22 protein-coding genes and 2 pseudogenes are annotated in these 26,585 nt (G+C 59.0%); 9 read left to right on the forward strand and 15 right to left on the reverse strand.

The annotated features are described in order from the left end of the window. Nucleotides 1-170 precede the first annotated feature (170 nt). Complete coding sequence (locus F758_RS47290; protein ID WP_084305012.1) at nt 171-542, forward strand: hypothetical protein; 372 nt, start codon at nt 171-173, stop codon at nt 540-542. Nucleotides 543-698: 156 nt separating this feature from the next. On the opposite strand, the gene F758_RS0102020 is transcribed toward F758_RS47290, so the two are convergent. The 7 genes and pseudogenes from F758_RS0102020 to F758_RS53135 form a co-directional block, all read right to left on the reverse strand. Beyond that, complete coding sequence (locus F758_RS0102020; RefSeq protein WP_024506274.1) at nt 699-1,811, reverse strand: ABC transporter permease; 1,113 nt, start codon at nt 1,809-1,811, stop codon at nt 699-701. A gap of 2 nt (nt 1,812-1,813) precedes the next feature. Next, entirely contained in the window at nt 1,814-4,600 is a 2,787-nt protein-coding gene (rbbA, locus tag F758_RS0102025) for a ribosome-associated ATPase/putative transporter RbbA (protein WP_035720430.1), read from the reverse strand. Further along, nucleotides 4,597-5,667, reverse strand: coding sequence for an HlyD family secretion protein (locus F758_RS0102030; protein ID WP_024506276.1), 1,071 nt, complete (start codon nt 5,665-5,667; stop codon nt 4,597-4,599). Before F758_RS0102030 ends, rbbA begins: the two co-directional genes overlap by 4 nt. Next, nucleotides 5,664-6,011 carry an efflux RND transporter permease subunit gene (locus F758_RS0102035; RefSeq protein WP_024506277.1) on the reverse strand — a complete coding sequence of 116 codons (348 nt, stop codon included), beginning with the start codon at nt 6,009-6,011 and terminating at the stop codon, nt 5,664-5,666. Before F758_RS0102035 ends, F758_RS0102030 begins: the two co-directional genes overlap by 4 nt. A 537-nt stretch (nt 6,012-6,548) precedes the next feature. Then, nucleotides 6,549-7,106: an HdeD family acid-resistance protein gene (locus F758_RS0102040; protein WP_024506278.1), complete on the reverse strand. Its 558-nt coding sequence runs from the start codon at nt 7,104-7,106 to the stop codon at nt 6,549-6,551. Nucleotides 7,107-7,456: 350 nt separating this feature from the next. Next, entirely contained in the window at nt 7,457-7,699 is a 243-nt protein-coding gene (locus F758_RS43150; protein ID WP_035720432.1) for a hypothetical protein, read from the reverse strand. 381 nt (nt 7,700-8,080) lie between these two features. Continuing rightward, a pseudogene (locus tag F758_RS53135) lies at nt 8,081-8,491 on the reverse strand (amino acid permease); the annotation flags it as partial. A 315-nt stretch (nt 8,492-8,806) separates the two neighbouring features. On the opposite strand from F758_RS53135, the pseudogene F758_RS51530 reads away from it, so the two are divergent. From F758_RS51530 to F758_RS47310, 6 genes and pseudogenes are all read left to right on the forward strand, one after another. Continuing rightward, nucleotides 8,807-9,349, forward strand: a pseudogene (locus F758_RS51530) (arginine deiminase family protein); the annotation flags it as partial. A gap of 775 nt (nt 9,350-10,124) precedes the next feature. After that, nucleotides 10,125-11,105 (forward strand): sensor histidine kinase, encoded by a 981-nt coding sequence (locus F758_RS0102065; protein WP_157449819.1) that lies wholly within the window; start codon nt 10,125-10,127, stop codon nt 11,103-11,105. Between the two features lie 45 nt (nt 11,106-11,150). Beyond that, on the forward strand, nt 11,151-11,780 hold the full coding sequence (locus tag F758_RS0102070) for a response regulator (RefSeq protein WP_024506284.1): 630 nt from the start codon (nt 11,151-11,153) through the stop codon (nt 11,778-11,780). Nucleotides 11,781-12,033: 253 nt separating this feature from the next. Beyond that, nucleotides 12,034-12,669 (forward strand): response regulator, encoded by a 636-nt coding sequence (locus F758_RS0102075; RefSeq protein ID WP_024506285.1) that lies wholly within the window; start codon nt 12,034-12,036, stop codon nt 12,667-12,669. A gap of 528 nt (nt 12,670-13,197) precedes the next feature. Continuing rightward, nucleotides 13,198-13,404 (forward strand): DUF3551 domain-containing protein, encoded by a 207-nt coding sequence (locus tag F758_RS47305; protein ID WP_084305014.1) that lies wholly within the window; start codon nt 13,198-13,200, stop codon nt 13,402-13,404. Between the two features lie 162 nt (nt 13,405-13,566). Beyond that, nucleotides 13,567-13,800 (forward strand): DUF3551 domain-containing protein, encoded by a 234-nt coding sequence (locus F758_RS47310; RefSeq protein WP_084305016.1) that lies wholly within the window; start codon nt 13,567-13,569, stop codon nt 13,798-13,800. 332 nt (nt 13,801-14,132) lie between these two features. Here the strand turns inward: F758_RS47310 and F758_RS49220 are convergent, their stop codons facing one another. From F758_RS49220 to F758_RS0102095, 3 genes are all read right to left on the reverse strand, one after another. Continuing rightward, nucleotides 14,133-14,309: a hypothetical protein gene (locus tag F758_RS49220; RefSeq protein WP_157449820.1), complete on the reverse strand. Its 177-nt coding sequence runs from the start codon at nt 14,307-14,309 to the stop codon at nt 14,133-14,135. Between the two features lie 302 nt (nt 14,310-14,611). Continuing rightward, nucleotides 14,612-15,391 (reverse strand): TylF/MycF/NovP-related O-methyltransferase, encoded by a 780-nt coding sequence (locus tag F758_RS0102090; protein WP_245286391.1) that lies wholly within the window; start codon nt 15,389-15,391, stop codon nt 14,612-14,614. A 259-nt stretch (nt 15,392-15,650) separates the two neighbouring features. Further along, a complete protein-coding gene (locus F758_RS0102095) occupies nt 15,651-16,739 on the reverse strand; it encodes a glycosyltransferase family 4 protein (protein WP_210200093.1) in 1,089 nt (362 codons plus the stop codon). Nucleotides 16,740-16,788: 49 nt separating this feature from the next. Between F758_RS0102095 and F758_RS53140 the strand changes: the two genes are divergently transcribed. Together F758_RS53140 and F758_RS0102105 are read left to right on the forward strand one after the other, a co-directional pair. Beyond that, nucleotides 16,789-17,742: a glucosamine inositolphosphorylceramide transferase family protein gene (locus tag F758_RS53140; protein WP_157449821.1), complete on the forward strand. Its 954-nt coding sequence runs from the start codon at nt 16,789-16,791 to the stop codon at nt 17,740-17,742. Between the two features lie 214 nt (nt 17,743-17,956). Next, on the forward strand, nt 17,957-19,276 hold the full coding sequence (locus F758_RS0102105) for an NAD(P)-binding protein (RefSeq protein WP_024506289.1): 1,320 nt from the start codon (nt 17,957-17,959) through the stop codon (nt 19,274-19,276). A 31-nt stretch (nt 19,277-19,307) separates the two neighbouring features. Here the strand turns inward: F758_RS0102105 and galE are convergent, their stop codons facing one another. The 5 genes from galE to F758_RS0102135 all read right to left on the reverse strand — a co-directional run bounded on the left by galE (nt 19,308) and on the right by F758_RS0102135 (nt 26,582). Further along, nucleotides 19,308-20,303, reverse strand: a complete 996-nt coding sequence (galE, locus tag F758_RS0102110; protein ID WP_024506290.1) for a UDP-glucose 4-epimerase GalE — start codon at nt 20,301-20,303, stop codon at nt 19,308-19,310. A 538-nt stretch (nt 20,304-20,841) separates the two neighbouring features. Next, nucleotides 20,842-21,513 carry a sugar transferase gene (locus tag F758_RS0102120; RefSeq protein ID WP_051386609.1) on the reverse strand — a complete coding sequence of 224 codons (672 nt, stop codon included), beginning with the start codon at nt 21,511-21,513 and terminating at the stop codon, nt 20,842-20,844. A gap of 441 nt (nt 21,514-21,954) precedes the next feature. Then, the gene (locus F758_RS0102125) at nt 21,955-24,216 is read right to left on the reverse strand and encodes an AAA family ATPase (RefSeq protein ID WP_024506293.1); all 2,262 of its coding nucleotides are present in this window, start codon (nt 24,214-24,216) and stop codon (nt 21,955-21,957) included. Nucleotides 24,217-24,549: 333 nt separating this feature from the next. Next, on the reverse strand, nt 24,550-25,674 hold the full coding sequence (locus F758_RS0102130) for a glycosyltransferase (protein ID WP_024506294.1): 1,125 nt from the start codon (nt 25,672-25,674) through the stop codon (nt 24,550-24,552). 38 nt (nt 25,675-25,712) lie between these two features. Continuing rightward, on the reverse strand, nt 25,713-26,582 hold the full coding sequence (locus F758_RS0102135; RefSeq protein ID WP_024506295.1) for a glycoside hydrolase family 16 protein: 870 nt from the start codon (nt 26,580-26,582) through the stop codon (nt 25,713-25,715). Between the last annotated feature and the right edge of the window lie 3 nt (nt 26,583-26,585).

The following is a 26,585-nucleotide window of genomic DNA, read 5'->3' on the forward strand; positions in this document are numbered from 1 at the left end:
AGGGCGATCACCTTAGCAAAGATGGGGAATAATCCCGAAGACAATGCGGCTCGCACCGCACAGAATGATGTTCCAACGATGATCCTGTCCGGCAATCGGAGGGACCATGACGGGTCCTTCATCAATTATCTCTTCTTCATCAATTATCTCTTCAACGAACGGAGGTCTTCATGCTCAGGAAAATGCTGATTGCATTGGTCGTCGCAACTCTGGGTACTACGCTTGTTTCCGCCGACGCCTCTGCGCGGGGCGGGTTCGGCGGTGGTGGTTTTCGTGGCGGCGGCTTCCACGGCGGGTTCGCCGGGGGCGGTTGGCGGGGTGGCGGCTGGGGCGGAGGCTGGCGCGGCGGTGGCTGGGGTTGGCGTGGTCCGGCGTTCGCGGCCGCGGGCATAGGCCTGGGTTTGGGTCTTGCCAGCGCCGCCGCTTGGGGACCGGGCTGGGGCTGGGGACCGGGCTGGGGGTGGGGCGGTGGGTGCACACAATGGCGTCAGGTCTGGACCGGCTGGGGTTGGCGCGTTGTCCCAGTAAACGTCTGTTGGTGAGACATCAGATCACGCCAGCGCAGGCGCTTCGACGGTTACGACCTTGATGCAGGCCAACGATGCGACGGCGGCGTCGATCGCCGATCGCGGCCAGACCCGGACTTGTCCATGGCACGAACGGGATCGGCCGTTCGTGCGTGGCCGCCATTGCTCCCGTTATCTCAAGAAATCTCGGAAGCGTCGAAGAGAGAAAAAGAACAGAATCGCGCCTATCACCAGTAGCGCGCCGATCTGCGGCCAGACGACGGCCAGCCCGGCGCCACGGAACAGCACGGCTTGCGCAAGAATGACGAAGTGGGTGTTCGGCGCCGCGAGCATGATGTTCTGGATGATCTCGGGCATGCTCTCCCGTGGCGTCGTGGCCCCCGACAGCATCTGCAGCGGCATCAGGACGAGCATCAGCAGAAGGCCGAACTGCGGCATGGTTCCACCAACCGTGGCCAGGAAAATGCCCATGCTGGTCGTGGCGAAGAGATAGAGTGCCGTACCGAACAGGAACAACGGGACCGAGCCTCCAATCGGGACCGACAACAGTCCCTGCACGATGAACACCAGCGACACGCTGGCGGCCAGCAAAACCACAAGACCCATCGACCAGATCTTGCTCGCCATGATCTCGAATGGCGTCACCGGCATCACGAGCAGGTGTTCGATGGTGCCATACTCCCGCTCGCGAATGAGCGCGGCTCCGGTCAGAATGATCGACAGCATCGTGACGGAGGAGATCACGTTGTTGATCGCGCCGAACCAACCCTTGTTGAGCTCGGGGTTGAAGCGTGCCCGCAGCGCCAGGTCGATGGGGGGAGGGGCCGCTGAGCGATAGCGAGCGAGAAATTCGCTGACCTCGTCGCCCACGATCGTCTGGATATAGCCGCTCCCGGTGAAGGCCTGCGACATGCGGGTCGCATCCACGTTTAGCTGGATGGCCGGCGATCTCCTGGCCAGCAGGTCGCGTTGAAAATTCGGCGGAATGTTGAGCGCGAAGGTGTCGAGTCCCGCATCCATGCGGGGGTTCACCTCCGACTGCGAAATCAGGCGCGGTATCGTGAAATATGGCGGATTGAACGCGGTGATGATGCGCGTCGAGGCTGGCGACTTGTCCTCGTCGACGATAGCGAGCGCGGCCCGATTCAAGGTCTCTGGCTGTGCGCTGGACGCCGTATATATCGAGACCGTGAAGGCATAGACGATCAGGATCAGCATCATCGGATTGCGCAAAAGGCCCCACAATTCCTTGATGCCGAGCTGAAGGATGTTGGCGGTACGCATGGCTATCTCGCCTGTTTCCTCAATAGCGCCACGCCGAGACCAAGTAGCACCGGGACGGTCACGAGCAGCGCAACAAAGGGTCCCGTCAGGTCGCCGAAGTCGAGCCCCTTCGAGAAGGTGCCGCGCGTGATCGTGACGAAATGAGCGGTCGGGTAGATTCGTCCAATGAAGGCACCGGCTCCCTGAAGGGACGACACCGGATCGACCAGCCCCGAATATTGGGTGGCCGGGATCATGGTCAGGAGCGCGGTCGCGAAGATCGCGGCGATCTGACTGCTTATGAACGCCGAGATCACGAGTCCCATCGCGGTGGTAATAATGACATAGAGGAGCGCAGCGGCTGTAAAGGCGAAGAAGCTGCCGGTGAACGGGACGCGGAAGACGAATACGGCGAAGGCGGTCAACAGGAAGAAATTCAGCATGGCGAGCGCCGCATACGGAATCTGCTTGCCGACCAGAAACTCCAGCCGTGTCACGGGCGTCACGTAGAAATTGATGATCGATCCCAATTCCTTCTCCCGCACGACGCTCAGCGTCGCCAATATCGCCGGTATGATCAGCAGGAGCACCGGGATGACGGCGGGAGCCATGGCTACGATGCTCTTCAGATCCGGGTTGTAGCGGAAACGGACCTCGAGCTGGAAATCGCCTGTGGTCGCGGCATTGCCGTAGAGCTGCCGGGCACGCTGCGCCAGCCAGGTTGCGTGCATCGCCTGCACGTAACTCCTCACGGTTTCCGCGCGCGAGGGCATCGCACCATCGATCCACGCGCCGATCCGAACGTTGCGACCGTGTGCCGCATCGCGCGCGAACCCCGGCGGAATCTCTAGCGCGAGACTGAGTTCGCCGCTGCGCATGCGGCGATCGAGATCGTCATAATTGGTAATCGGGGGCAGTTCCGTGAAATAGCGCGATCCGGATATCTGCAGGATGTAGTCGCGGCTTATCGTCGTGTCGTCGTGATCCATGACGGCGAACGAAAGATTCTCGACATCCATATTGAGGCCGTAGCCCAGCACAAACATCATGATGAGGCTGCCGAGAATGGCCAGCGTGGCCCGGATCGGATCGCGTCGCAGCTCGAGCGCTTCCCGATGGGTATAGGCGAACATGCGCCGCAGGTCGAAGAAGCGCATGAGCCGGCCGTGTGCCGCGCCTTCGTTGCCGTGCGGCTCAACCTCGATTGGTGCCGCCGGTGCGGCGCTCGGTGGCTTGGTATCCGTCGCGCCGATGGCATCTTGCAGATAGGCGACGAAGGCTTCTTCGAGGCTACCGTCGCCGCGCTGTTCGGCAAGTCTCTCCGGTACATCGCTCACAAGCACCTTGCCCGCGTGCATGAGCGAGATACGGTCGCAGCGCTCGGCCTCGTTCATGAAATGTGTCGACACGAAGATCGTGACATTGTCCTTGCGGGAGAGGTCGGACAGGCTCTGCCAGAAGCCGTCGCGTGCCACCGGATCGACGCCGGACGTGGGCTCGTCGAGGATCAAGATGTCGGGCGCATGGATCATCGCTACCGCCAGCGAAAGGCGCTGGCGGACGCCAAGCGGCAGTGCATCGGGCAGCATATGCATGGAATCTGCGAGGTCGAACCGCTGCGCCATCTCCTGGACCCGACCTTCGATCGTGTCGGGGGCGAGCCGAAACAGGCGCGCATGCAGGTCAAGGTTCTGCCGGATTGTCAACTCGGAATAGAGCGAGAAGGCCTGCGACATGTAGCCGACGCGGCGCCGCACATCCATGTCCTTGGGATCGACCTCGTGACCAAACAATCTTGCGGTGCCTTCGCTGGCGGGCAACAGCCCGGTCAGCACCTTCATGGTCGTGGTCTTGCCGCAACCGTTGGAGCCGAGAAAGCCGAAGATCTCGCCGCGGGAAATGCGGAAACTCACATTGTCGACCGCGGTAAAATCGCCGAACCTTACGGTGAGTTGCTCGGCTTCGATGGCCACGTCATCGGCGCGTCCGCCTGGGCGAGGCGGGATCACCACCTCCCTGTGGCCCCGGCGCTGCTCCTCCGGAAGCAGGCCGATAAAAGCGGCATCGAGGTTGGTCATACCCGTCTGCCGCAGCAAGTCCGAGGGCGTGCCCGTCGCGAGCACGCGACCTTCGTCCATTGCGACCAGCCAGTCGAAGCGAGCTGCTTCCTCCATATAGGCGGTAGCGACGATGACACTCATGCCGGGATGGCTGCCGCGGATCACGTCGATCAGTTCCCAGAATTGGCGGCGCGAGAGCGGGTCGACACCGGTCGTCGGCTCGTCCAGGATCAGCAGGTCGGGATCATGGATCAGCGCGCAGCAAAGGCTGAGCTTCTGCTTCATGCCCCCCGAGAGCTTGCCGGCCGGTCGACCGGCGAACGGCGCAAGCCCCGTGCCCTGCAGAAGTTGATCGATGCGCTGTTCGCGCTCGTGCCTGCCCTGGCCGAACAGACGGCCAAAGAAATCGGCATTCTCGAAGACGGACAATGTCGGATAGAGATTCTTGCCGAGTCCTTGCGGCATATAGGCGATCTGCGGACAGGTCAGCCTGCGGTGCGCGGCGTCGGCCATATCGCCGCCGAGCACATGGACCCGCCCTTCCTGAACCGCACGGGCGCCGGCGATGAGGGACAGCAGGCTGGACTTGCCGACGCCATCAGGTCCGATCAGCCCGACCATGCGTTCGCCTGGGATATCGAGCGTGATGGCATCCAGCGCGCGCGTCTTGCCGTACGACAGCCCCACCGCTTCCAGGTGCACCACGGGCGCAGGACGGTGAGAGCCATCTGCGGTCGGCGCTCGTTTCATTTGACCAGCTTCTCGGTCAGAAACGCCGGCCACTCGGCATTCGAGTCGATCCGCACGAAAGCCCGGCCGGGAAGGCCGGTTTTGACCTGTTCGATGTATCTCTGCAGCAAATCCGGCGAGATATGTGCCCTGATGCGGAACATGAGCTTCTGACGTTCGTCTTCCGTTTCCACCGTCTTCGGCGTGAATTGCGCAACGTTGGCGACGAAGCTCGCTTTGGCGGGAATGACCCATTGCGGCGCGGCATCCAGGATGATGCGGACGTCCGCACCGATCGCAACGCGCCCCGCCTGAGCTGTCGGCAGGAAGAAAGTCATGTAGACGTCGCCGAGATCAACCATGTTGAGCACGCGTCCGCCGGCGGCGAGCACCTCCCCCGGCTGTGCCACGCGGAATTGCACACGCCCGTCGCGCGGCGCCCTCAAAGTGCTGTCGTTAATGTCGGCTTCGATGCTCTCGATGGTGGCCTTCGCCGCATCGACCGCCGCCTGTGCATCGACCACCTGTGCCTGGGCAGAGCTGATGGCCGCCTCCGACGCCGCAAGCTGCGCCTCTGCCGCAGCCACTGCGGCCGTCGCACCCTCGGCAGCCGCCCGATCGTCATCGAACGTCTGTTGCGAAACCGCGTTTGTCCTTATCAACTGAGACGAACGCTGGAATTTCCGCTCCGCGGTATCCAGTTCGGCATTGCGCTGCGTGATCACGGCAACGGCGGATTTCTTCTCGGCCTCTCGCTGGGTCACCACGCTCTTGGCCGTATCGATGCCGATGCTGGCGCGGCGCAGCTGCGCCTTGGCCTGACGGAGTTGAGCGTTCAACTGCGCCGTATCCATGCGCGCCAGGATTTGTCCTGCAGTGACGAAATCACCCTCCCTGACCAGGATGTCCTGAATGCGTCCCGCCGTCTTGCTCGCAATATCGATTTCAGTCGCCTCGATGCGGCCGTTGCCACTGGCAATTCCCGGTGGGAGATTGCCTCCGCCGAGTTTCTGCCAGGCGAAATAACCGCCTGCTGCAAGAACCAGCACGAGGAGGGCGGTCAGCCAGCGTTTTCGGCTCGTCGTCATCGTTTAGATTTCGGGTCATCGACACATGGGTCAGGCCGTCCGGCTGCCTTGAAACGCGCCTTCACCAGCTCGCGTATTCGCTCATTGGCAAACGCGCTGGGATCGAACGCGTTGCCCCGAACATTGACCCGCCAGGTGCGGCAGTCGAGATTGAACTTCTTGCCATGGACGCAGCCAAGCGTCGCTTGCAGCGCGCCGAAAATGCGACTGATCGTCAAGCCTATCGCCGGCCTCTTGCGGCGATCGATATCAAGATAGACGGAGCGGCTGGTAGCGGTGAACAAGTTACAGACACGCACAAGCCGTGGATCAGCCTTGGCTGCACTTATCAGCGCGTCGGTCATCCCGCTGCCGTTCGCCGGATGTTGTGCTTTTAGCGCCTGGAGCTGGTAGCAGGCCGATATTCCAGTTAGATACATCTCTCGCTCCTTGCACGGCTGATGCCCACAAGGTCAGCGTTTCCCGAAAGGCCTCAGCCCGATTTCGATACACCAAGGCGGCCCTCGGTCGCGCGTAGTGTTGGAGCGGAGGCCGGCCGTTTGATCCGCCGGGCTCTTGTTCTCATATGATCTCATGCGAAACGCCTGCTCATCACCGCCATCCGCAACGCCGGCGGCCGCGATGCCACCAGCAAACCCAGCGCCGCCTGCGGCGAGTTCGCGGTGGTGGTCGGCGCCAACCCGGACGTCGGGGTCCCCACTGCGCTTGCGTAGCGGGCGGCGACGATTTTTCGATTTCCTGCAGATCAGGCGCGGCGGGCATTGCCTCTGCACTGTCAATGAGACTGACGCTTGAGGCGCCTATAGCTGCAGTAGCGACGACACCGGGGATGAGACGAAGGAAAGCGCGACGACTTTGTGCGTTCATGATTTCCTCCTCACTCACACAGTTCCTCGCACCGATTGAAACGCGTATAGCAGCCATGCGACCCCATGAAAAAGCAGATCGACGCCAAGCACAAATCCCAGGGCCCAGAGGCCGATGTCCGGGATTCCGAACAAAATCAAAAGACCGGCGAGCACGCCGAACGCGCCGGAGATCAGCATCATCCATCCGCCTTGCCGCCAGTAGGCGAAACTGAGGACGCCTCGGATGATGCCCGACGCCAGCAGCAGCGCCGCGAGCAGAGAGGTCAATATCAGTGCGCCTGCGGTCGGCTCGCTTAGCAGCACCAGCCCAAAAGCCAGATAGATCGTGCCCAGAAGTATCTGCCAGACGAACCCGCCCCATCCTTTGCTCCAGAACGCATGAACAATCTCGAACGCGCCTGCGGCGATGACCGTAAGTCCGATCAACTTGACGCTGATCATGGTCGCGAACGTCACGTCGCTGAGCGCAAAGATGCCGGCGGCGATCATGACGATGCCAAGAAGGCTACAGATCCAGAGTGGCGGCGGACGCAGGGTCTGAAGGCTGGAGCTGGTGCCGTAGACCGTCATGCAGTCCTCCCGAATGCGCGCGATAACGATTGCACGGGTCTCGGCGAAATACCCTGGGAGCTTCGAAGGAACTTCCTGGATGGTAGCCTTCGACGTTCGAGAACGACATCAGGCGAAACCCTGAGCGAAAGGGAGGAATGTTCCGATCGGGGCGCGGAGCGCCGCCGCTCATCTGTCGGGAGGCAGGGCGGCCACATTGCATCTGTTCGGACGGACTAAACGCGGCCCGCTTCGGAACGCTCCATGGCCGGGAGTTGACATCATCGCACGGCTGTTTCCCAAAGGAGCAGATTGGTCACCCTGCCAACAGATTGATCCCGATCGCGCTCGATCGGCGGCTGCGTGACTTTTCACCTCGCGGTGTAGGTACGAACTCGCCGACTGCCATAGTGCGGATGTTTTCCGCCACGAAAACGCCAGTACCGGTGTTTGGGCAAGGCCGTGTTGGTGTTGGGCGTATTGGCAGCAGGAGCGGCGCTCTTCGGCGCGGAGACGTTGGCGTCATTCGTCTGCGCCACGGACTTGGGTGAGAGCGCCGCGACCAGCAGCAGTACCGCCGCAATGAGAGCGCCGCCTACAGCGTTGATCTTCACTCTTTCCTCCTTCGGTTAACAACTATTCCCGGCTTCAATTCGCAGCTTCCAAATCGCTGTTTCCTTGCGATGCTGCCCAGCGATCAAATTGAAATGGCTCCGATCGCGAGGCCGTAGACTCCGGCACACGCCGCGATCAAGATCGCGGCAAACACACCAGCCTCGATAGGCTTGAATATCCGCTGCTTCCGTTCGCGTTTCGCGAGCAGGAACAGCAATGTTCCGGGTGCATACAGGATCGCGGACAGAAGAAATTTGAGGCCACCCGCGTAAATCATGCCGGCGGTGTAAATTGTCGCCATCGCCGAGCGGATCCATTCGATCCTGCGAGCCCGCTGGTTGACCGCGTAAGTCTCGCCTGTCCATGCCAGTTTCAAGCCGTAGAAGCGCAGATGCCGCCGCAATTGCGGTTGGCGTCGTGCCGTCGCCGAAGATCGGAAAGCACTGTCCCAGCGTGGCCTTGATCAGAATGAGACGGGCGACGTCGGCAAGGCAACAGCCGATCCAGTAGCCCGCCGCGGAGGCAAAGCCCAAATAGTCTCCGAACCCGGCCCTGGCATACGCATAGATGCCCGCATCCGGGTCGGGCTTGCGGCGAGACAGCGTCTGAAACATGAGTGCCAACATCAGCATGCCGATACCCGCGATAGCCCAGGCGATGACGGCGCCCAGCGCCCCCGTCGCACGCCCGAACGAAGCCGGCAGCGCAAAGATGCCGGAGCCGATCATCGACCCGATCACCAGCGCTGCTCGCGAGAGCTTTGGATCAAATCCATTCGATATCGGTGCCATCGCAGCTCAAGATCTTCCCGCAAGCGATCGCGGGACCAGCAAAGGCGCGGACGCGGGATGCCCGCGTCCCGATCAAGGCAAAGCTTATCGGCGGCTTTCCTGCTCGGACATCCGGGTTTGTCTGTAGGAAGTAGCGGCAGCAAATCGCACGGTGCGGACCGTGCCATGCTCGGAGCACGCAGGGAATGTCCGCCACGAGTGGCGGCTTGGTCATGCGAAAGGTCGTTGCGATTAGATGACCTGCGAACTGGTAGAGCAAGCGAAAGAATGTCTCCGCCGCCGGTAGTCGAGTGAATGTCTGGTGATATGCGGGGAATGGCGTTCCCGATCCAAAAACTTTCGCTGTTTGCGCTGATTAGGATGGTGGTCGGATCCATGGTCGGCTCCGGCATCTTCTCATTGCCTCGCACGTTCGGCATCGCAACCGGTCCTTTCGGAGCCATCTTCGCCCTGGTGCCTCGCCGTCGGAGGCATGTACACCCTGGCACGAGTGTTTCAGGCCTTAGCCGAATGAGAGCCTGATCTGGATGCTAGCGTTTACGCCTATGCGAAGCGAGATTCGGCGATTATCGCGGTTTTCTTTCAGCGTTTGGCTATTGGATCGGAAGCTGCATAGGCAACGTGTCCTATTGGGTGACGCCTTCCAACTGCGATACTCTGCTCTTCGACGACGTGTTGTGGGTCGATAACGCCAAGCGCGATCATCTCGATTTCATGCAGAAGACGCGCGATCGCGGCATCGAGGTTGTCGAAATGCACAACCTGCTCACGGACACTGTCGCGATTTCCGAAGCCAGGAAGTGGATACTCGATAATCAGATCGTTCTCAACCGGGTCGGCCTCGGCCGGATCGATGAGCCATCCAGCCGATCCAGCAGCCTGCTCCAACTGCGAAGGGAAAGAGTAGATCCAAGACGAGCGGCGGGAGCAGCCGCTAGCCGCGTTGTCCCGGCTCGGACCAGCACGCGCACTGCGCATGTATCCGAGAACTGGTGGCGTCTTCGTCGCCCACGAGAACTGCTTGCCCTAGCTGGGAGCCTCCAGCCGAGCCTCCGCCGCCTGTTCCAGCGGAATGGCTGTCGGCCGCGTAGCAAGTGCCCGGATTGAACTTCGCGGTTGGGCGGAACTGAAGGGAACAGCTATCCGGCCCCGGGAACTTCCGGTGGAACTCTGGATCATGATCTAACAGATTGTGGCCGTCACAAATCCGGCGTGCCGCGGCTCGCCGCTCGTGAGAGCGATGACGGTCGAGAACATGCCTGGTACGCCGATGGGGCCGGCGCGCAACCCGACCCTAAGTACAATCTGTGATTTATACTGCGGCCAATTTGTGTTGGTGTGAAACTACCTTAGGGTGTATAGTTGTTGCCGGCCCCGCGATGTGTACAAAGTCACAAGAGAAAGGGGGCACGCCGTGAAGCCACGCAGCTCTTCCGCTCGCGGACCCAATCGAATCAATGTCCAACAGTGTGCAGGCATTGGTCCGTGTGAAGCGAGCGACCGGCTTTATTGGAAACACGCTACGGATTGTCTCTTTGCCGTGTGCCCGCTATCCCGAGGGCGATTTGTCTACGAAGCCATAAACCCAGCTTTCGAAACTCTGCTCGGAATTTCGTCCGAAGATATCCGCGAGATGGAAATCGGCGAGTGTCTGGCCAGCGAGGATGCGAAGTCGATCCGTGACATCCTCGACGCCTGTCGTGCGAAAGGTATCGAAGTCCGAATCCGGCAGCGCCTCTCCTTTGGCCATCCGCTCCGAACTATCGAGACAGTCGTGAGTCCCGTCTACGATGCCGTTACAGGCAAGATTGTCAGGTTGATTGGCTGCCACCGGAGATTAAGCGAAGGTGGCCGTGACTGCGAGTCGGAGGCCCGTCCAGACATGGACGGAAGGTTGCTATCAATTCAGCAGGGTATACAGCAGCGGATCGCATCCGACCTTCACGATTCAACTTGTCAACACTTGATCGCTGCCAGCCTAAGCGTCATGCGGATTCGTCCCATTTTGCGTGCCCCGGCCGGTGCGGACAAGCTTTGCGACGAAATTGACGCGTCGATTGATCAGGCACTTAAGGAAATTAGAGCTTTTGCTTATCTGCTACACCCCCAGGACCTGACAGCTGACGGGGCGAAGGCAGCGATCGAACAATATGCCGGCGGCTTCGCGGCGCGCACATCCTTGAAAGTCACGACTGAGATTTCATCCGAGATTGATCGGCTGTGTTACGAGAAGCAGCACTCGTTGCTGCGAGTTGTTCAAGAGGCGCTCACGAACGTCTTTCGACACGCCAAAGCAACGGAGGTCGAAATCAAGATCGAATTGAAGTGCGGCCATTTTCAGTTGAGAATAAGTGACAACGGGCGCGGAATGCCAGTTGGCCGGGCGCGATGCGGCACCAGAGCGATGCCGCCCGGCGTGGGCATTCCAGCCATGCAAGTCAGGCTGCAGCAACTGGGAGGCTGGCTTGAGATTCAATCCGCACCGGAGGCGGGACGTCCGGGGACCACATTATGCGCCGTGTTTCCGGATGAACCTGCGAGAACACCACGCAGCCGACCGAAAAGCCGTGTTCGTCAGAACGGAGCACACCACGTCCTGATGCAAGGAAGTTGAGCGCGAGGGCGCTACGCTGCGCGCAACGAGTGGGAGAGTCCCGCGATGAAGCGGATTCTTATCGCCGATGATCATGAAGCCGTGCGGACGGGATTGCGAGCGGTTCTAGAGCAACATGTGGACTGGTCGGTGGTTGCCGAGGCGAACGACGGGACCAAAGCGCTTTCGGCGGCAATCGAAAATCGCCCCGACGTCGCGATCGTGGATTTCTCCATGCCCCGCATGACGGGAGTGGAAGTCGCGCGGCGGATCAGGGAATATCCGTTGCACACCGAGGTCCTGATCTTCACGGTGCACAACTCCAGCCTGCTTGCACAGCAGGCGTTTCAGGCTGGCGCCCGGGCATTCCTGGTGAAATCGGATGCGAACAGGCTGTTGCTGGGAGCGGTTGAGTCGCTATTGGCGCATAAGCCGTTCTGGAGCGGCAGGTTCTCGGGCGAGGTAAATGCCGGATCGAGCAGAGCCAGAAATGGTCACCAAGCGCTCTCGCCGCGCGAGCAACTTGTCGTCAAACTAGTCGCTGAGGGCTACAGCAACAAGAGCATCAGCGCGATCCTGAATCTCAGCGTTAAGACGACGGAAGCGCACCGGGCCTCGGCGATGCGCAAGCTGGACCTGAATTCGACTGCCGGTCTGGTTCGATATGCGGTTCGCGCCAAACTGGTGGAAGCATGACAACATGGCCGAACCGGAGCTGATCGGCTAGAGGCCGAGCGGCTACGAGGGGGATCGGTGAATTGAGCGTTGGCTGCCGTCGCAGCTGCTTGTTGCGAACGGGCGGCTCGCGAGGCAAGCGTGGGTAAATTCACTCCGAATTATAGGGGTTTGACAGGATAACTGTTCGGAGGCTGATCAGTATGATCAAGCCGGTCTTGCTACCGGTTGTCGCCCCGACCCCCTATGGGCAAAGCATTTCAGGAACGGCGCCGTGAAACGCATCTTGATCGCGGACGATCATGAAGTCGTGCGCTCCGGACTTCGCGCGATCGTCGAAAGTCATACCAACTGGGTTGTTGCTGGAGAAGCCATCGACGGTGAGCAGACCGTTGCGCTGGCGCTGGAAACCAAGCCGGATGTCGCGATCATTGACTATTCGATGCCTGTCATGAACGGCTTGGAAGTCAGTCGTCGCATCAGCTCGCTTCGTCCGCGCACGGAAGTACTCATTCTAACAATGCATGAAAATGAGGAGATTCTGACCGAAGCCATTCTGGCCGGAGTTCGTGGATTTCTGTTCAAATCGGACGCCAAGAAGCATCTTATTTCCGCGATTGAGGAACTGCTCGGTCACCGGCCGTACTTTACCAGCGCATTGCTGGAGAAATTGCTTCACGACTATCAGCAGAACAAGCAGAACAAATCCAAAATGCTCCTCACATTGCGGGAGCAGAACGTCGTTCAGCTCATCGCGGAGGGGCATACCAACAGGTCCATCAGCTCCATTTTGAATCTCAGCGTGAAGACGGTGGAGACACATCGCGCAGCGGTCATGCGCAAGCTCGGGATCTCGTCGACCGCCGAACTCGTACGCTATGCCATCCGTAAGAAGTTGATCGCGCCCTAACGCGCGCAGCATCTGCGCAGGCACCGGAGTTCGTTCGCCGAACGCGACAATCTTATGGCTTCTTGAGGGCGATGCCTTCGCGGCCGCTCGACCGCGTGTGTGCAAGCAGGTCCTCCGATGCCGTAGGCAGTAGTCTAGAGGATGATCCGAAAAAAGTGTGAAGCGATTTTCCGAAAAGATCATGCTCAAACAAGAACCCAAAGCGCGATAGCTATTCAGCTAATCCCATCGCGCTTTAGGAGATTCCCCATCGTTGATCAGGCAATTACCCGATATCCCGAGTTCCGGAAAGGTGCATTGTCCGTCCCTCAGGAGGGCGACTAAGTGAAATATTGCTGAGCGCCCGCAGTTGAAGTGCCGGAGGGAGACCCCGCCGCCGAGCAAAGAATTCCGCTGTTTGCGATGGGCCGCGATGATGGTGGGCCGCCCGGCCGGGGCGCTGCGCGAACGTGAGGAGGCCGCCTGGCGAATGCGCGGGCTAGCCAAAGCCCGGCTCTGATTGATCACTTTGATCAGGGAGGAACGAAGATGCGAATATTGATCTTGCTGGCAACTGGGATTGTGGTGATGCTGGGCGTCACGATCCTGCCGACATCGGGGAATGCTCAAGAGCGGCAGTGGTGCGCGCGACACAAAGGGGTTCTCCATTGTATGTACGCCACCGAGGAACAATGCCGCGCGTCCATTAGCGGACGAGCTGGTACTTGTGTCCGCCGACATCAGTCGATGCGGTGATTCTTTTGCACATCACAACAGGTGAGCATGGCCCCCGCAGTCGTTTAGAACCATCGCGAAAGTACACGTACGGCCGCAATTGAAAGGCCGCTGATCCAGATCGCAAGGAATGTCTCGGCTATCAGCAATCTAACCTCGAGACCACAAGCAGGAGCAGTTTCGATGCGCAGAATTCCACTCGCTGTCATCTCCGTCTCTTTGGTTTTGGCCACGGTCGGATCCGTCTCGCCCGCAGTCGCGGCGCGCTACTGCCTCCGAGGCAGCCACTGGGGTTATCCTGGTAATTGCCAGTTCTCGACCCTGCAGCAGTGCAGGGCAGCCGCCTCCGGCACGTCTTCTTACTGCGGGATCAATCCGCGCCACGCGTTCGCGCGCCAGCAGCGGGGCCGCGAGTAATCGAATTCCGCGGTCCTTGTCATCAGCGGGACGGGTGCTTAACCCGTGGCTGTCGTTCGCATCCGATCCGTGGAGCGCGCCGCAACAGCACCCTTGTCCCTCCGCAGAGGTGGGACCATCGCTGGCTTTGCCGTCACTCGCCGGCCGCGTTAGAGACGTGAGATTGGACCGAGCATCCGGCTGCCGAGACTGGACGCCCGAGATGTCGTCTGGAAGCTAAGCCCGGCCAGATGCCGTAATATGCGCCTCGGGCGACTACGCCTACCCGGACGCTGGAGCCTCAGGATGCCGAATGGTCCGCGAACCGAGCCCAAACCATTCGTCCGCAATCATCATCGTTGGTCCGGGTTCGTGGCCTTGTCATCAGCGCTGATGGTGTTTCTGCCGATCGCAATGCGCCGTTCGTAATGTCTGGCCAAATCAAGAAGGCGCTTCTTGATCAGGGGATCGGCATTTTCGGCAAGGGCGCGGACGGTCCTCGCCCGTTCCCGGCAAAAATCATCATCCATCTCGGTTTCCTGGAAGCCAGTATCGAATGGAAGGAGTGTATATTGATTGCTTTGAGTAGCCTGTGATCGGGATCACAAAGTCCTGGAAGATCGAAGGTGCGAAGATCTCCCCGGATGCGCGGACGCCGAGCTGCAGGCGAAGCGGTGGATCATGCGGGAGCTCCGCTCTCGAGGGCGGGATTGGCAGTCGACGTCGGCGCGTGATCAGCCTAGGCAGTGGACGTCGCGTGCCTGATTCGGTGCGAGGCGATCGGTTCTGGGCTCCAGCGTCAAACAGTCAGCGGGCTTTCGGCACGGCAAGGTCAGAGCTTGCGGAAAAATCCGTGCGTGAAGGCACCAGAATAAACGTAGCAGATCTGCTCCGGCTTATTTCTCAGGAATTCATCGCAAGCTTTTTTCACCCCTGGCAGGTGATTCCAGCCATCGGGGTTGATTGCCGTGTCACAATAATCGTCGATCAAACAAACGGCGCCGGCGCTCAATCGCGGATAGACATGCTTTAGACTGATCATGATGGAATCATAGAGGTCTCCATCCAGGTATGCGAAGCTTATCTTTTCCGGCAGCCCGGCTGGGAGAGTTTGGTCGAACCATCCTTTGTGTATCGTCGGCAATTCGAGCCCGTGCAGGTTGAAGTGCTTGCGAAGAACGTCTTCGGATGTTGCCAGATCACCCTGCTTGTACGAGTGGCCATCGACGAGTTTGGTGGCGGGAAGTCCCTCGAAGCTATCATACACATGAAGCTTCTTATCGGAATGAAAGCTTCGCAGGACCTTCGCGATTAGAACAGAGGACTGTCCTTCGTTGCAGCCGATCTCGACCAGGTCTCCTTCGACGTTGTAGGCCAGCGTTTGCGAAACGAGATGGTACATGTTGATGCGCTGCTCAACGTTTGTCGACACGCCCGATCGCGTGGCGGCGAATGAGAGCCCGGTAAATCTCCGGATGAGCCGATCGATGCATCCTGCAGTGTCGGCTCTCATGCCAAACGGCTTTGCCGCGATATTCAGCGCTCGGTCAAGGTGAGACGATCTCCGCACTTGCCAGTCGAAATCTCTGACGATGAAAAAATTGTCCACCATGGCTATTTCCCGAAGGGCAATGGCATCCGCATATTAGCATAAGAGAATCTGATCAGATCATCAACTTATGGTAGTTAGCGGCGGAACTGGCCGTCCACACGCCGACATCTAATTAAATCAGACGCGGACGAAATCATTGTGACCACAGCTATCCGATGGAGTATGGCGTTGCCGCGGGCGGTAAGTCCCAGGAGACAGTCGCTCCCCGGAAACGGTCTTGATCGCCGCAACACGCAGATTGCGTAAACCGGCGAGCAGGTCAGGCCGATACGCCACAGGCCTCATTGTAGACGGAAAGCGTCTCTTTGGCGGCCCGTAGACATGCGAGCCATTCAAGATTGCGGCTGGCGTTGGCACGCCAGGTCTGCCGCAGATCGGCGTCTTCAATCAGATGGGTCAATGCCTCGGCCAAGTGAGCCGGAGAATGCGCAGGGACCAGAATGCCTGCCGAGCCGCGGTCCAGGACCTCCGGAATTCCTCCCGTTCGGGTCGCGATGATTGCGCAGCCCGCTTGTCGTGCCTCTGCTAGCACCAGGCCGAAACCCTCACGGTGAGATGCCAGAACAAATATGTCCGCGCTTCGAAGGTGGGATGCTGGATCCGCGATTGAACCGCAAAATGTGATGCGGTCCGCACAAGAACTCGCGAGCGCCTGACGCTCGAATTTGGAGCGTTCGGGGCCGGCCCCCACGATGTAAAGATGGGCGTCGCGCGACTTGGCGGCCACGATAGAAAAGGCCGCAATTAAGTCACCGAGACCCTTGAAGGTCACCAATTCTGCGATCGTGATCACTGCCGGACGCTTGAGGGTGACGTCCCTGGAGGACGAAGATTCGCGCGGCGATCCCAAAGGTCCGTTGAGCACGACACGGATCTTCCGCGAAGGTATTCCGCGCGCACGCATTTCGGCAGCAAGATAGTTGCTGGCGCAAATCGAGATGTCTCCAACCGACATCAGCGGCGTACCAAAACGTCCGGAATTGTGCACGCTCGTAATGAGCTTGAAGCGGGCGCCGCGTTTGAGAACATAAGCAAACAGCGCGCCCGGGATCATATGAGCGTGCACGATGTCGGGATCGAACTCGCCGACTACACGGCGCAAGTTGCGGTACGTCGAGAGAAGGTGTCGTTTTGAACTCACCTCGATCGAATGAACGGTCACTCCCTCCCGCGTAAGCAACTCACGGAAGGAACCGCCCGCCCCTACAAACACGACATCGATCCCGATCCGCGATTGCATGCAGGCGAGATCGACGGCTACGTTCACGACGCCATTGCCGCAGTTATTAAAGTGCGGAGCAATATGAACGACTTTCATCGCATGGCTGGAAATAGCTTGATTAATCAAACGGTCCGAAAACTATAATATCTCCAGATCCACCATTTTGGTGAAATTTATGTCGATTGGAAGCCTGCTTCCTCACTTGGCGAAAGCGGCCGGACGGTCGATTTTTCGTCGCATTTTCTACTCTCCACATTGGCGCATCGGCTGGCGTTTTGTTGCGGACGACGATGATGTCTNGAGCCGCGGAAACCTTGGCGGCACGGCCTGGAGTGTCTTGCGCAACGAGCCGTTTCGTTTTTTTGCCGATCCCTTTCCCGCAACATGGGAAGGCAAGACCTGCCTCTTTTTTGAGGATTTTGATCATCGGCGAGGCAAGGGACAGATTTCAGCGGTGGCATTCGATGCCGGCGGACCGGTGGGTGAGATCGTGCCCGTCTTGAGAGAGCCGTGGCACCTTTCGTTTCCATACGTATTCCAACACCAGAAGGCGCTCTGGATGCTGCCGGAAAGCTCGGAAAACCGCACAATATCGCTATACAGGGCTGATGGCTTTCCGTCACGATGGGTCAAGGAAGCCGACCTCGTAACGGGCATCGAGGCCAGCGATAGCATCATCGTACAAGTCGACGACCGGTTCTGGCTGTTCACGACGGTGGCGAGCGGCGGAAGAGCGGTTTCTGATGCCCTGCATCTCTTTCGAGCAAATTCTCTCTTCGGCCCCTGGCTACCTCATGTCGGAAACCCAGTGCTGATTGATGGCAAATCCGCCCGCTCGGCGGGACCGGCGGTACTCCGAAACGGAGTGCTGTGGCGAGTGGTCCAGGATTGCGAGCAGCGCTACGGCGCGGCGCTCGGGCTTGCCAGGGTCAGCCGTATTGATGACGACGGATTTGAGCAGGTCGTCGAACGGGTGATCAGGCCTGATCGTCATTGGCCAGGCTGGCGGTTGCACACTCTTAGCCGAGCGGGCTCGCTCGAGTGCATCGATGGTTCAGCGATTGCCTTGCGCAAATATGGAGTTATCGGACAGGCTGCACATTTGACTGAAGATGGGGCGGGCGAGTGAAATACGGAACTAGAGCAGGGAAGCCAATGCGAGGTCGTCGGTGCCGAAAGGGCTGGCTTTTCCCGAGCATGTTAGCTTGCGTCGGCCGCGGATCACAAAGTAGTATTCATCAACCGGTTTTCATCCTAAAATTCTTGCTCGTTCCTACTTTAGTTGTTCGCCATCTTCGCTTTCGAGCCAAACGATCTCCCTGGGGAGGATGCATCCTAGCGCCATGATCGCTGACAGCGTTAACCTCGATCGCTTCGATGCAATCGTCTTGGGCGCTGGGATCAGCGGTCTTGTCGCGACCTCTATTTTACTTCAACAGGGAGCTCAGAATGTACTCGTGGTCGACGAGTACTCTCACTGCGGCGGAAATCACATCGACTGCCAAATTGGTGACTATACATTCGATGTTGGCAGCTACATTTTCCAGGATGACTCGCCGTTATTGGCACATTTTCCCGAGCTGCTGCCGCTCTACGTTCCGATAAGCCCGTCCTGGGGCCGGCTCACTCCATACGGGATCGTTACTCACTATCCCATCTCAATCAGGGATGATCTTTTCCTTGCCGGACCAGTAGAGTGGTTCCGCATACTATCTTCCGTCCTTCTTGCCCGATTAATTCCTAGTCAAATGGCCAACGCGAAGGATTTTGCGACCTTCTGGATCGGAGCCAGGTTGTTTGATCGCTCTGGACTCGAACATTATGTGGACCGCTTCTATGGGGTTCCCGCCGAGAAAGTCGATATAAAATTCGCCGAAAAGCGCATGCTATGGATCAAGGAGCACGCAACTCTGCGGAACCTTGTCCGAAAATTGATGTCTCCTCCCAGCCCTCCGACCAATCGGCAGCTTGCCCGGCCAAGAGAGGGATTTGCTTATCTTTATCAACGCGCGATGGAGCGGCTGGAGGGGCGAGGAGCGAAATTCCTCCTTGGCACTAAGCTCGATCGCATTCGAAAGGAAGATGAGCATTTCACCATCGTAGCCGGGAATCGTGAAGTTGCGTGCAGGCGCCTTATATCCACCATTCCTCTCACCAGTACCCAGAGGCTTTGCGGAATTGCACCGGAAGATGACCTTCATACGGTGACGCTGATAAGCCTGTTTTACAGCTTTTCAGGCGCACGTGGCTTCAACCAATCGATCTTGTACAATTTTTCAAATCAAGGGGCGTGGAAGCGTCTGACCGTTCATTCGGATTTTTACGGAAGGTGCCGCGGCCGGGAATTCTTTGCTGTGGAGGTCAACGCCGATGGCGTAGGCGGCGATGTGGCCGAAGCGGAGCGCGACTTCAGAGAGCATGTTGCCAGGAACGGCTTGTTTGCGGGGGATCTGCAACTCGAGGGCTCTCACACGCTCGGGAATGCTTATCCGATTTACACGAAGAATGCCGATGACCGTGCACGAAAAGCTATCGCCGCACTGCGCGCGTTCGGGATCGAGTCAATCGGTCGTCAAGGCGGCTTTGATTATCAGCCGACCGCGCGCGATTCGACGGTAAAGGCCGAAGCCGCACTCCGCAGTGGCAACTGTTCGTCCCAATAGGTTTGTCGGGCCCGGCCACAGCCAATTTTATTCAGCTTATGCGCGGATGGGCCTTTTGGTGCCAGGCCCAGGCGGAGCGCACGATGGTTCTCAGATCTGAGCGAGCGGGCAAGAAGTCGAGCGTTCTGCGCGCGCGCGACGGATCAGCGACGAGTTCGGCCGGATCACCGGGGCGACGTGGCATAATGGTCCGCGGCACCTCCCGGCCAGTCTCTGCGGCAATCGCTGCCAGCACTTGCCGGACCGAGAAGCCAGATCCGGTCCCCAGATTGAAGCTGCCTCCCTTGTGGCCTTTGAGCAGAAGCCGTAGCGCACTCACATGAGCATCGGCGAGATCTGTGACGTGAATGTAGTCACGGATCGCGGTGCCGTCCGGCGTCGGGTAGTCGTCACCGAATATCGCGAAGTCGGCTAGGTGCCCTTGGAGCGCCATCATGGCGCGAGGGATCAAATGAGTCTCCGACTTTCGGCGTTCTCCGATCGAGCCGGACTCGTCGGCGCCGCATGCGTTGAAATAGCGCAGGCAGAACGCAGTCAGGTCGTAAGCAGACCGGTAATCAGCGAGGAGCCGCTCGACCATCCATTTCGAGGCGCCATAAGGATTGATCGGTTTACATTCCCGCGCTTCGCTTACCAGGCCGCTCGGGACCTCTCCATAGACGGCCCCCGTGCTCGACACGACCAGTCGGTTGCAGCCAGCCTCACGCATCGCGGCCAGCAGCGTCAGCGTACCGGCAAGGTTGTTCTGATAGTATTTTTGCGGATCGGCGACCGATTCGCCGACGAGGCTGAAGGCCGCGAAGTGCATCACCGCCACGATTTGGTGCTGCCGCAGAGTTTCCCTGACCTTTGCCTGATCGCGGATGTCGCCGTGTACGAAGGTGCCCCAACGCACGAACTCGCGGTGTCCGGTTTCGAGGCTGTCGTAGCAGACAGGGGAAAAGCCGGCCTCTGCGAGCGCTTTGCACGCGTGCGCTCCGATGTATCCGGCTCCTCCGGTTACAAGGACAGCGGGTTGTCCAGACATGCTTTAGACCTCAAGGCGGATCTGACTAGACATCAGCTCGTTTCAGCGCCGTGAGCCAACTTGAGCTGTGGGCTGATGAGCCAATCTTCTGATGGCGCCGATCAGCCCGCGTAAGCGACCGCAATTGCCGCAAAAGACAGGAGTATCGTCCAATGCTCCTTCGGCGCAGTCGAACGTCACCGCCACGGTCTTGCAGTTCGAACAAATTGGCTCGAAAGCTGCGCGACCGCTAGATGGAGAATGGACGCTCATCGTTAGTTTCTCTCCCTTGACGAATGGCTCTCAGCTCAGAAAGCCAGCAGCCGTTTAAGCACTACGACAAGGCCCCAGCCTATGAATCCGAGCCAGCTTACCATCGCAGACACGATAAGGCCGGCCAGCAGATACATGATGATCTTTTGATCGTTCGGTCTAGACGAAGATTTGGAGTCTCTTGCACTCGGTTGCGCTTGCATATGCGAGTGCGCGAGCGCGCGGCTTTGACCAGAGGTGTTCAACCCCGTTCCTCCTTTGACGTAATTGAGCATGACGGAGCCGATCAATAGGCGCCGTCGGAGAATAAGGCGGGGATCGTGACGACCAGGATTTTGGTGTCGAGGGCGAGGGACCAGTTCTCCGCATAGAACGTGTCATACTCGACACGCTTGGCATACGTGGTCGTGCTGCGGCCGCTGACCTGCCAAAGTCCCGTGATTCCAGGTCGACAGGCGAGATAGGCCGAGACCGCGCCCGCATAGCGAGCCAGCTCTTCTTCGGTAACGGGACGGGGACCGATAATGCTCATGTCACCGCGCAGGACATTGAAGAGCTGCGGCAGTTCATCGAGGCTCGATTTCCGCAACAACGCTCCGATCATCGTGACACGCGGATCGCAGCGCAGCTTATGACTCGCTTCCCACTCGGCGGCGGCGGTTGGATCGGAATCGAGCAGCCGCTGCAGGCGTTCAGCCGCGTCCGGTCGCATTGTCCGGAATTTCAGGCACTCGAAAGTCTTGCCGTTGAAGCCGATACGGCGATGACGAAAGAGTGCGGGCCCCGGAGAAGAGAGGACCGTGGCAGCGAAACAAATCACCAAGAGTGGCGCCAATAAAAAAATTCCTAACAGCGCCAAAACAATATCAATCAATCTCTTCGGTACTGAACCAATCGGATGTGGCGTATCCGCCGAAATAAAACGCAATATGCCACGAGTATCGACCAAATCGGCCATAGCGGTACTCCACAGGCAAAATCACAAACTAATTTACGCCCCGCCCAGCACGCCAAAAAATTTTCAACGTCTTCCTCAATTACAGGTTAGTGCGCGGTGCACAATTTACACAAGTTTAAATTTTTGGCAAGCGACCGCGGTTTTCCGATCAGTGCAACCGAAAGCATCACGTATGTTAATCCCACCAGGAATTCGACATAATGTTGAATTGGCTGCGTCATGATTCTGTCGTGCCTCCAGCCAATTTGCTTAATTTGAAGGCGTCCGGGGCGGTCCATATTGGCGCACTGCCAAAAACTTCAGTGTGCGGCCGCATAAATATTCCGTGAGGCGTTGAGAGGCCACAATTTGCAGTTGGGTGCTGCGATCCAGACGTGGTTCTCGCCGCGCAAGGGCCAGCCGATGACCGCGAGGGGCCAGGTCGAGAGCACCAGATTATCGTTAATTGCGGGCAGTGGCGCTTATTTCATCTGCGCCAGTCACCTCTTCCATGTAGTAGGCGTAGCGCCGGTCTGAATGGCCCTCGAAGCGGTGCATGAACGTCTCGTCGGCCTTGTTAAGAACAGCCCCCAGCAGGCGTTCGGAGACGAGCGGAGACGAGCGTACCGCGTTCAGTATCTCATTGGTGGATGTGTTGCCCCATTCCACGACCAGAACGAACGCGTCGAAAAGATGTGCAGTTGCCTTGACGTCTACGACGGGCAGGACTGAGGGCAGGTCGCAAATGACATAGTCATAGTAACCGGCAGCCTTTTTCAGCAGGTTCCTCATGGCCGGCGCATTCAGCGTATCGGCGCTGTTGGGAGCCCTGAGTGCGCTGGGAGACGGCAATACGTCGAACTTGAACTTCGGATCTGCGATTACGACATCTGCGAAGTCCAAGCCATCCCCGATGATGTTGATCAGTCCCGGTCCCTCATTATGGCCGAGCACGCGAGATAGGGACGATCTGCGCAAGTCGGCGTCGATCAGCAGAGTGCGCGCGCCTGCCTTTGCCAGGAAAGCCGCAAACGCAGCCGCGATTGTCGTTTTGCCCTCACCGGGAAGCGCCGATGTGATGCCTATGACCTTGGCTCCAGTCGGGTGAAGATCAATAGCGACCTTGATGTACCGCAAGGCTTCAGCGGTCGCCGAGAATGGCGGGGCCTCGCTGATCTGGGTAAGTGCGTTCGAATTTTTGCCCCAGGCTTTGCCGATCGGCTTGTTTATCGCCGGCAAGACCGCGAGGCAGCTCGTGCCGAGCAGTTTTTCCAGTTGATCGCGGGTGTGAATCTGGCGGTTGAGCAGTTGCTCGCGGGCGATCGCAGACATCACCCCTAAGCCCAGTCCGCAGAGGGCCGCAAACGCGAGAGTTATGGCGATCTTTGGCGAACTCGGGGCGCGCGGAACAGGCGCATCGGTCACCACGCGGGCTTCAGTCGAAGGAAATGACTGCTGCTGCACGGATTGCGTGAATCTCGACAGGAACGTCTCGTAGATTCCGCGATAGGTATTGGCACCGGTTTCCAGCTCGCGCAGACGGACCTGTGCCTGCCTCGTCGCGCCGGACTTCTGGAAGACCTCGAGCATCCGCTTGTCGATGGCTTCTTCCTGGCTCTTGGCGATCTGGAGCTCGCTCTTGTAGCTCTCCGCTATGCGAGAAATCTCGTCCCAGATCGAGTTCTGCAGCGCGGCCATTTCCGCGCGCAGATTTTTGACCGCAATGTGATTGGCGCCATACTTGGCGCTCCATTCCGCCTGCTTGTTCTGGTCATCGAGGAATTGCTGACGCAGCTTTGTGATGACGGGGCTGCTCAACGCATCCGTGACGACCGGGTCGGGAATGCTGAAGTCATCGGTATTGTTTGGGCGCTGCTCGAGAACACGTTGGATGCGCTCGAGCTTTGCTCTGGCCTGGCTGGTGTCGGCACGAGCCTTGGCCAGGGCAATCCCAAGCTGGTCCAACTCGACGTCGCTTGCCAGCTTGCCGTCCACGCCGATGATGATGCTGTTCTCGGCCTTGAAGTCCTGAACCGCCTTGTACGCGTCGCTGGCCTGCTGGCGGAGCTCGCCGATCCGTTTCTCGAGCCATTCACTCGCCCGCCGGGTCTGTTCATACTTCGCTTGCAACTGGTCCTCGATGTAGGCCTCTGCAAACGTGTTCGCGATCTTGGCGGCCTTTTCCGGATCGAGGGATGTGTACGCAATCTGCTCGACGTAACTGCGCCCCAATCGGGTCACGCGCAGATTTTCCTTGATCACGGAAAGTGCGCGCCGCGTGAGCTCGTCGCTTGATGGCGTCTGCTCGGGACCGCGCCTGAACAGGGCGAGAATGCGGGCCTTGATTCCGTGCCCAGGCCCGACGAACTCCGGATCTTTGGTCAGATTAAGCTGGCGAACGACAGCATTGGCGACTCTTTCAGATCTGGTCGTCTCCAGTTCGGTTTCCACGGTGGCATCATCGACAGTGCGTGTTTCCGCGGACATGTCACTGTGGGTCCAAGTAATCTTCTTGGTGTCGATGATCATGTCCGTTTGCGCGGTGTATTTGCGCGGTGCGGTCGCGACGTAGGCTGCGCCGACAGCCAAGGACAAAGCGGTCGCCAGCGCGATGACTCGCCATTCGCGGCTTAGGAAATCGCGCAGATGCACGAGAGATCGTGTTCCGAGATCGGGCGCGTCGGCAGCGGCTGTAAAGGATCGAAACCCACCGGCAATGTTCATGCACGGCCCTCAACTCGAGTTTATAAACAAGTATAAGTCAATAAGCCTAACATACTTTCGATGACCGTCAGCGGTATCTTACGGTCCAATTTGACGGCAGGATGTCAGACGATAGCGCGAATTCACCCTTTGGTCGATCCGCCAAGATCAATCAGCGAAGAACCTTAGATTGCTGCAAGACCTTGTACAAGATTACGAATTCGGCCCAGACCCGACAAGGCTTGGTGGTCCAGCCTGACTGAGCACATATTTGCGGCGGCTCTGCTCAAGAAGTACTCGCGCACATGACCGGAAATGGGGCTCAATTGGTCCTCTCTGGTGTCATTCGACCGGTCAGATCCTGGCCAGCTTCGGCTCGGCGGCATCCGACCGTTGGGCCAGCAGGGAATCGATGTGGATGCGCATCTTGCGAAAGAATTGTTCGCGGCCGAATTGTCTGGCGTGGGCTGCTATCCTTTCGGAGTTGATATCCATGTGAGCGAGGCTCCTGACGGCTTGTATCACTGCCTCGACCGTTTGTTTTTCGAAGAATACGCCTGTGTGGCCTTTTGCCACCGTCTCCTTCGCACCTCCGCGTCCGAACGCAACAACAGGACGTCCGCTCGCCATCGCCTCGACCGGCACCATTCCAAAGTCTTCCTCACCGGGGAAGATCAGCGCGCGGCATCGGGCATAGTGCTCCTTGAGCACGTCAAACGGTTGCGGTCCCAATACCGAAACGGTCGGACCTGCGAGGCGGTGCAGCTCGCCGAGCATTTCGCCGCCTCCGATCACAACGAGCTTCATTTTGAGTTCATTGAAGGCCTGCACGGCAAGGTCTGGTCGCTTGTAGGAAACCAGCTCGCCAGCCATGAGATAGTAGTCGCCGATTTCGGATGAGGCCGCTGTCGAGAACGCTTCCGTATCGACCGGGGGGTAAATAACCGTCGAGGCAGCGCCGTAGTAGCGGCGGATGCGGTCCGCGACGGTGGCGGAGTTCGCCACGAAGCTGTCGACGCGCGCGGCCGAAGCGACATCCCACATCCGCAGGTAATGCGTGAGGGTGGGCATCATGCATCGCGCCAAGAGGCCAGCACCTGCTCGGTAGTCGTGATACATGTTCCAGATGTAGCGCATGGGCGTGTGGCAATAGCAGACATGGACCGCGCTAGATGGGGCAATGATGCCTTTGGCCGGGCCTGATTCACTGCTGATGATGAGATCGTAGTCGCGGAGATCAAGCTGCTCGAGAGCCAGCGGCATCAGGGGCAGATAGGTCTTGTACATACGCGCAGCGCGCGGCAGTCGATTGATGAAGGTGGGAATGATGCGATGACGGCGGATCCGTTCCGAGACCATCTCCGGAACATAGACATGCGTGTAGATGTCCGCCTGCGGGTACATTTCGCAGAGAGCTTCGATCACCTTCTCGCCGCCTCGCATGCCGACGAGCCAGTAATGAACGATGGCGACTTTCATAGCATTGCTTTCATGCGTATGGCCTCGGTCCGAAAGAGTTAGTGTTTGTTCGGGACATCCGGCGGCAAAACAGTGGGCCCCGGAGGACACCCTTCCGGAGGGCCGGCGTCGCGCCCGTAGACATGGACATAGTCGACGAGCAGCGTGGAGGGGTTGGGTGTCTTGTCGATCGGCCAGCCGCTTCCAAGCGCGAGATTTACCAGGGGGTAGAGCGGTCCATCGAGTTCGGGAGGCGTTGGCTGGCTCCAGACAGGCTTGCGGTCGAGAAAGAACACGATCGCCTGCGGCGAGATATCGACACCATATGTGTGAAAGTCTTGCACCAATGAGCCGTCCGGCACGGCGATCTTCTCGGCATTGCCGCGGTGCTTTTGCGGGTCCTTGTACCAAATGTGCAGGACGGACTGATAAACGGACGTGAACTGCCCATAATATTCGATGACGTCGATTTCGACGTTGCCGTCAGAAACGTTCGCGGGCTTCAGCGCGGCGAGCCAGAATGCAGGCCACGTGCCAGGGCCTGGCGGCATCTTCATCCGCGCTTCGAAATAGCCGTAACGTGTCCCGCTGCCCGCGCCGGAAGCATCGGCCGCGGCGATCAGGCCGGACGTCCACCGGCCCTCCCGATCTTTCCAAGCCGTGATTGAGAGCATTCCGTTCTCAACCTTGAACGGTCCTCCCAGTCCCGGATCCGCGAACCTCGCATCGCCGAAATCGCCACCCCAAGGCGTGTGGGCTGTCCATCGCGCGGGACCGATCCGGCTGGATGCGATGCTGAAGTCGTTGAAATCCTCAAGCAGCACAGGATGAAGCTGGCAGGATCGGGGGGGCTCGGCTTGAGCCGCATGCGCGACTGAAATGCTCAACGCAACGAGGCACGCGTGTATTCCGAGGATCGAGCTGTTCATCCG

Origin of the sequence: Bradyrhizobium sp. ARR65 (assembly GCF_000472385.1) — a bacterium.
GTDB lineage: Bacteria > Pseudomonadota > Alphaproteobacteria > Rhizobiales > Xanthobacteraceae > Bradyrhizobium.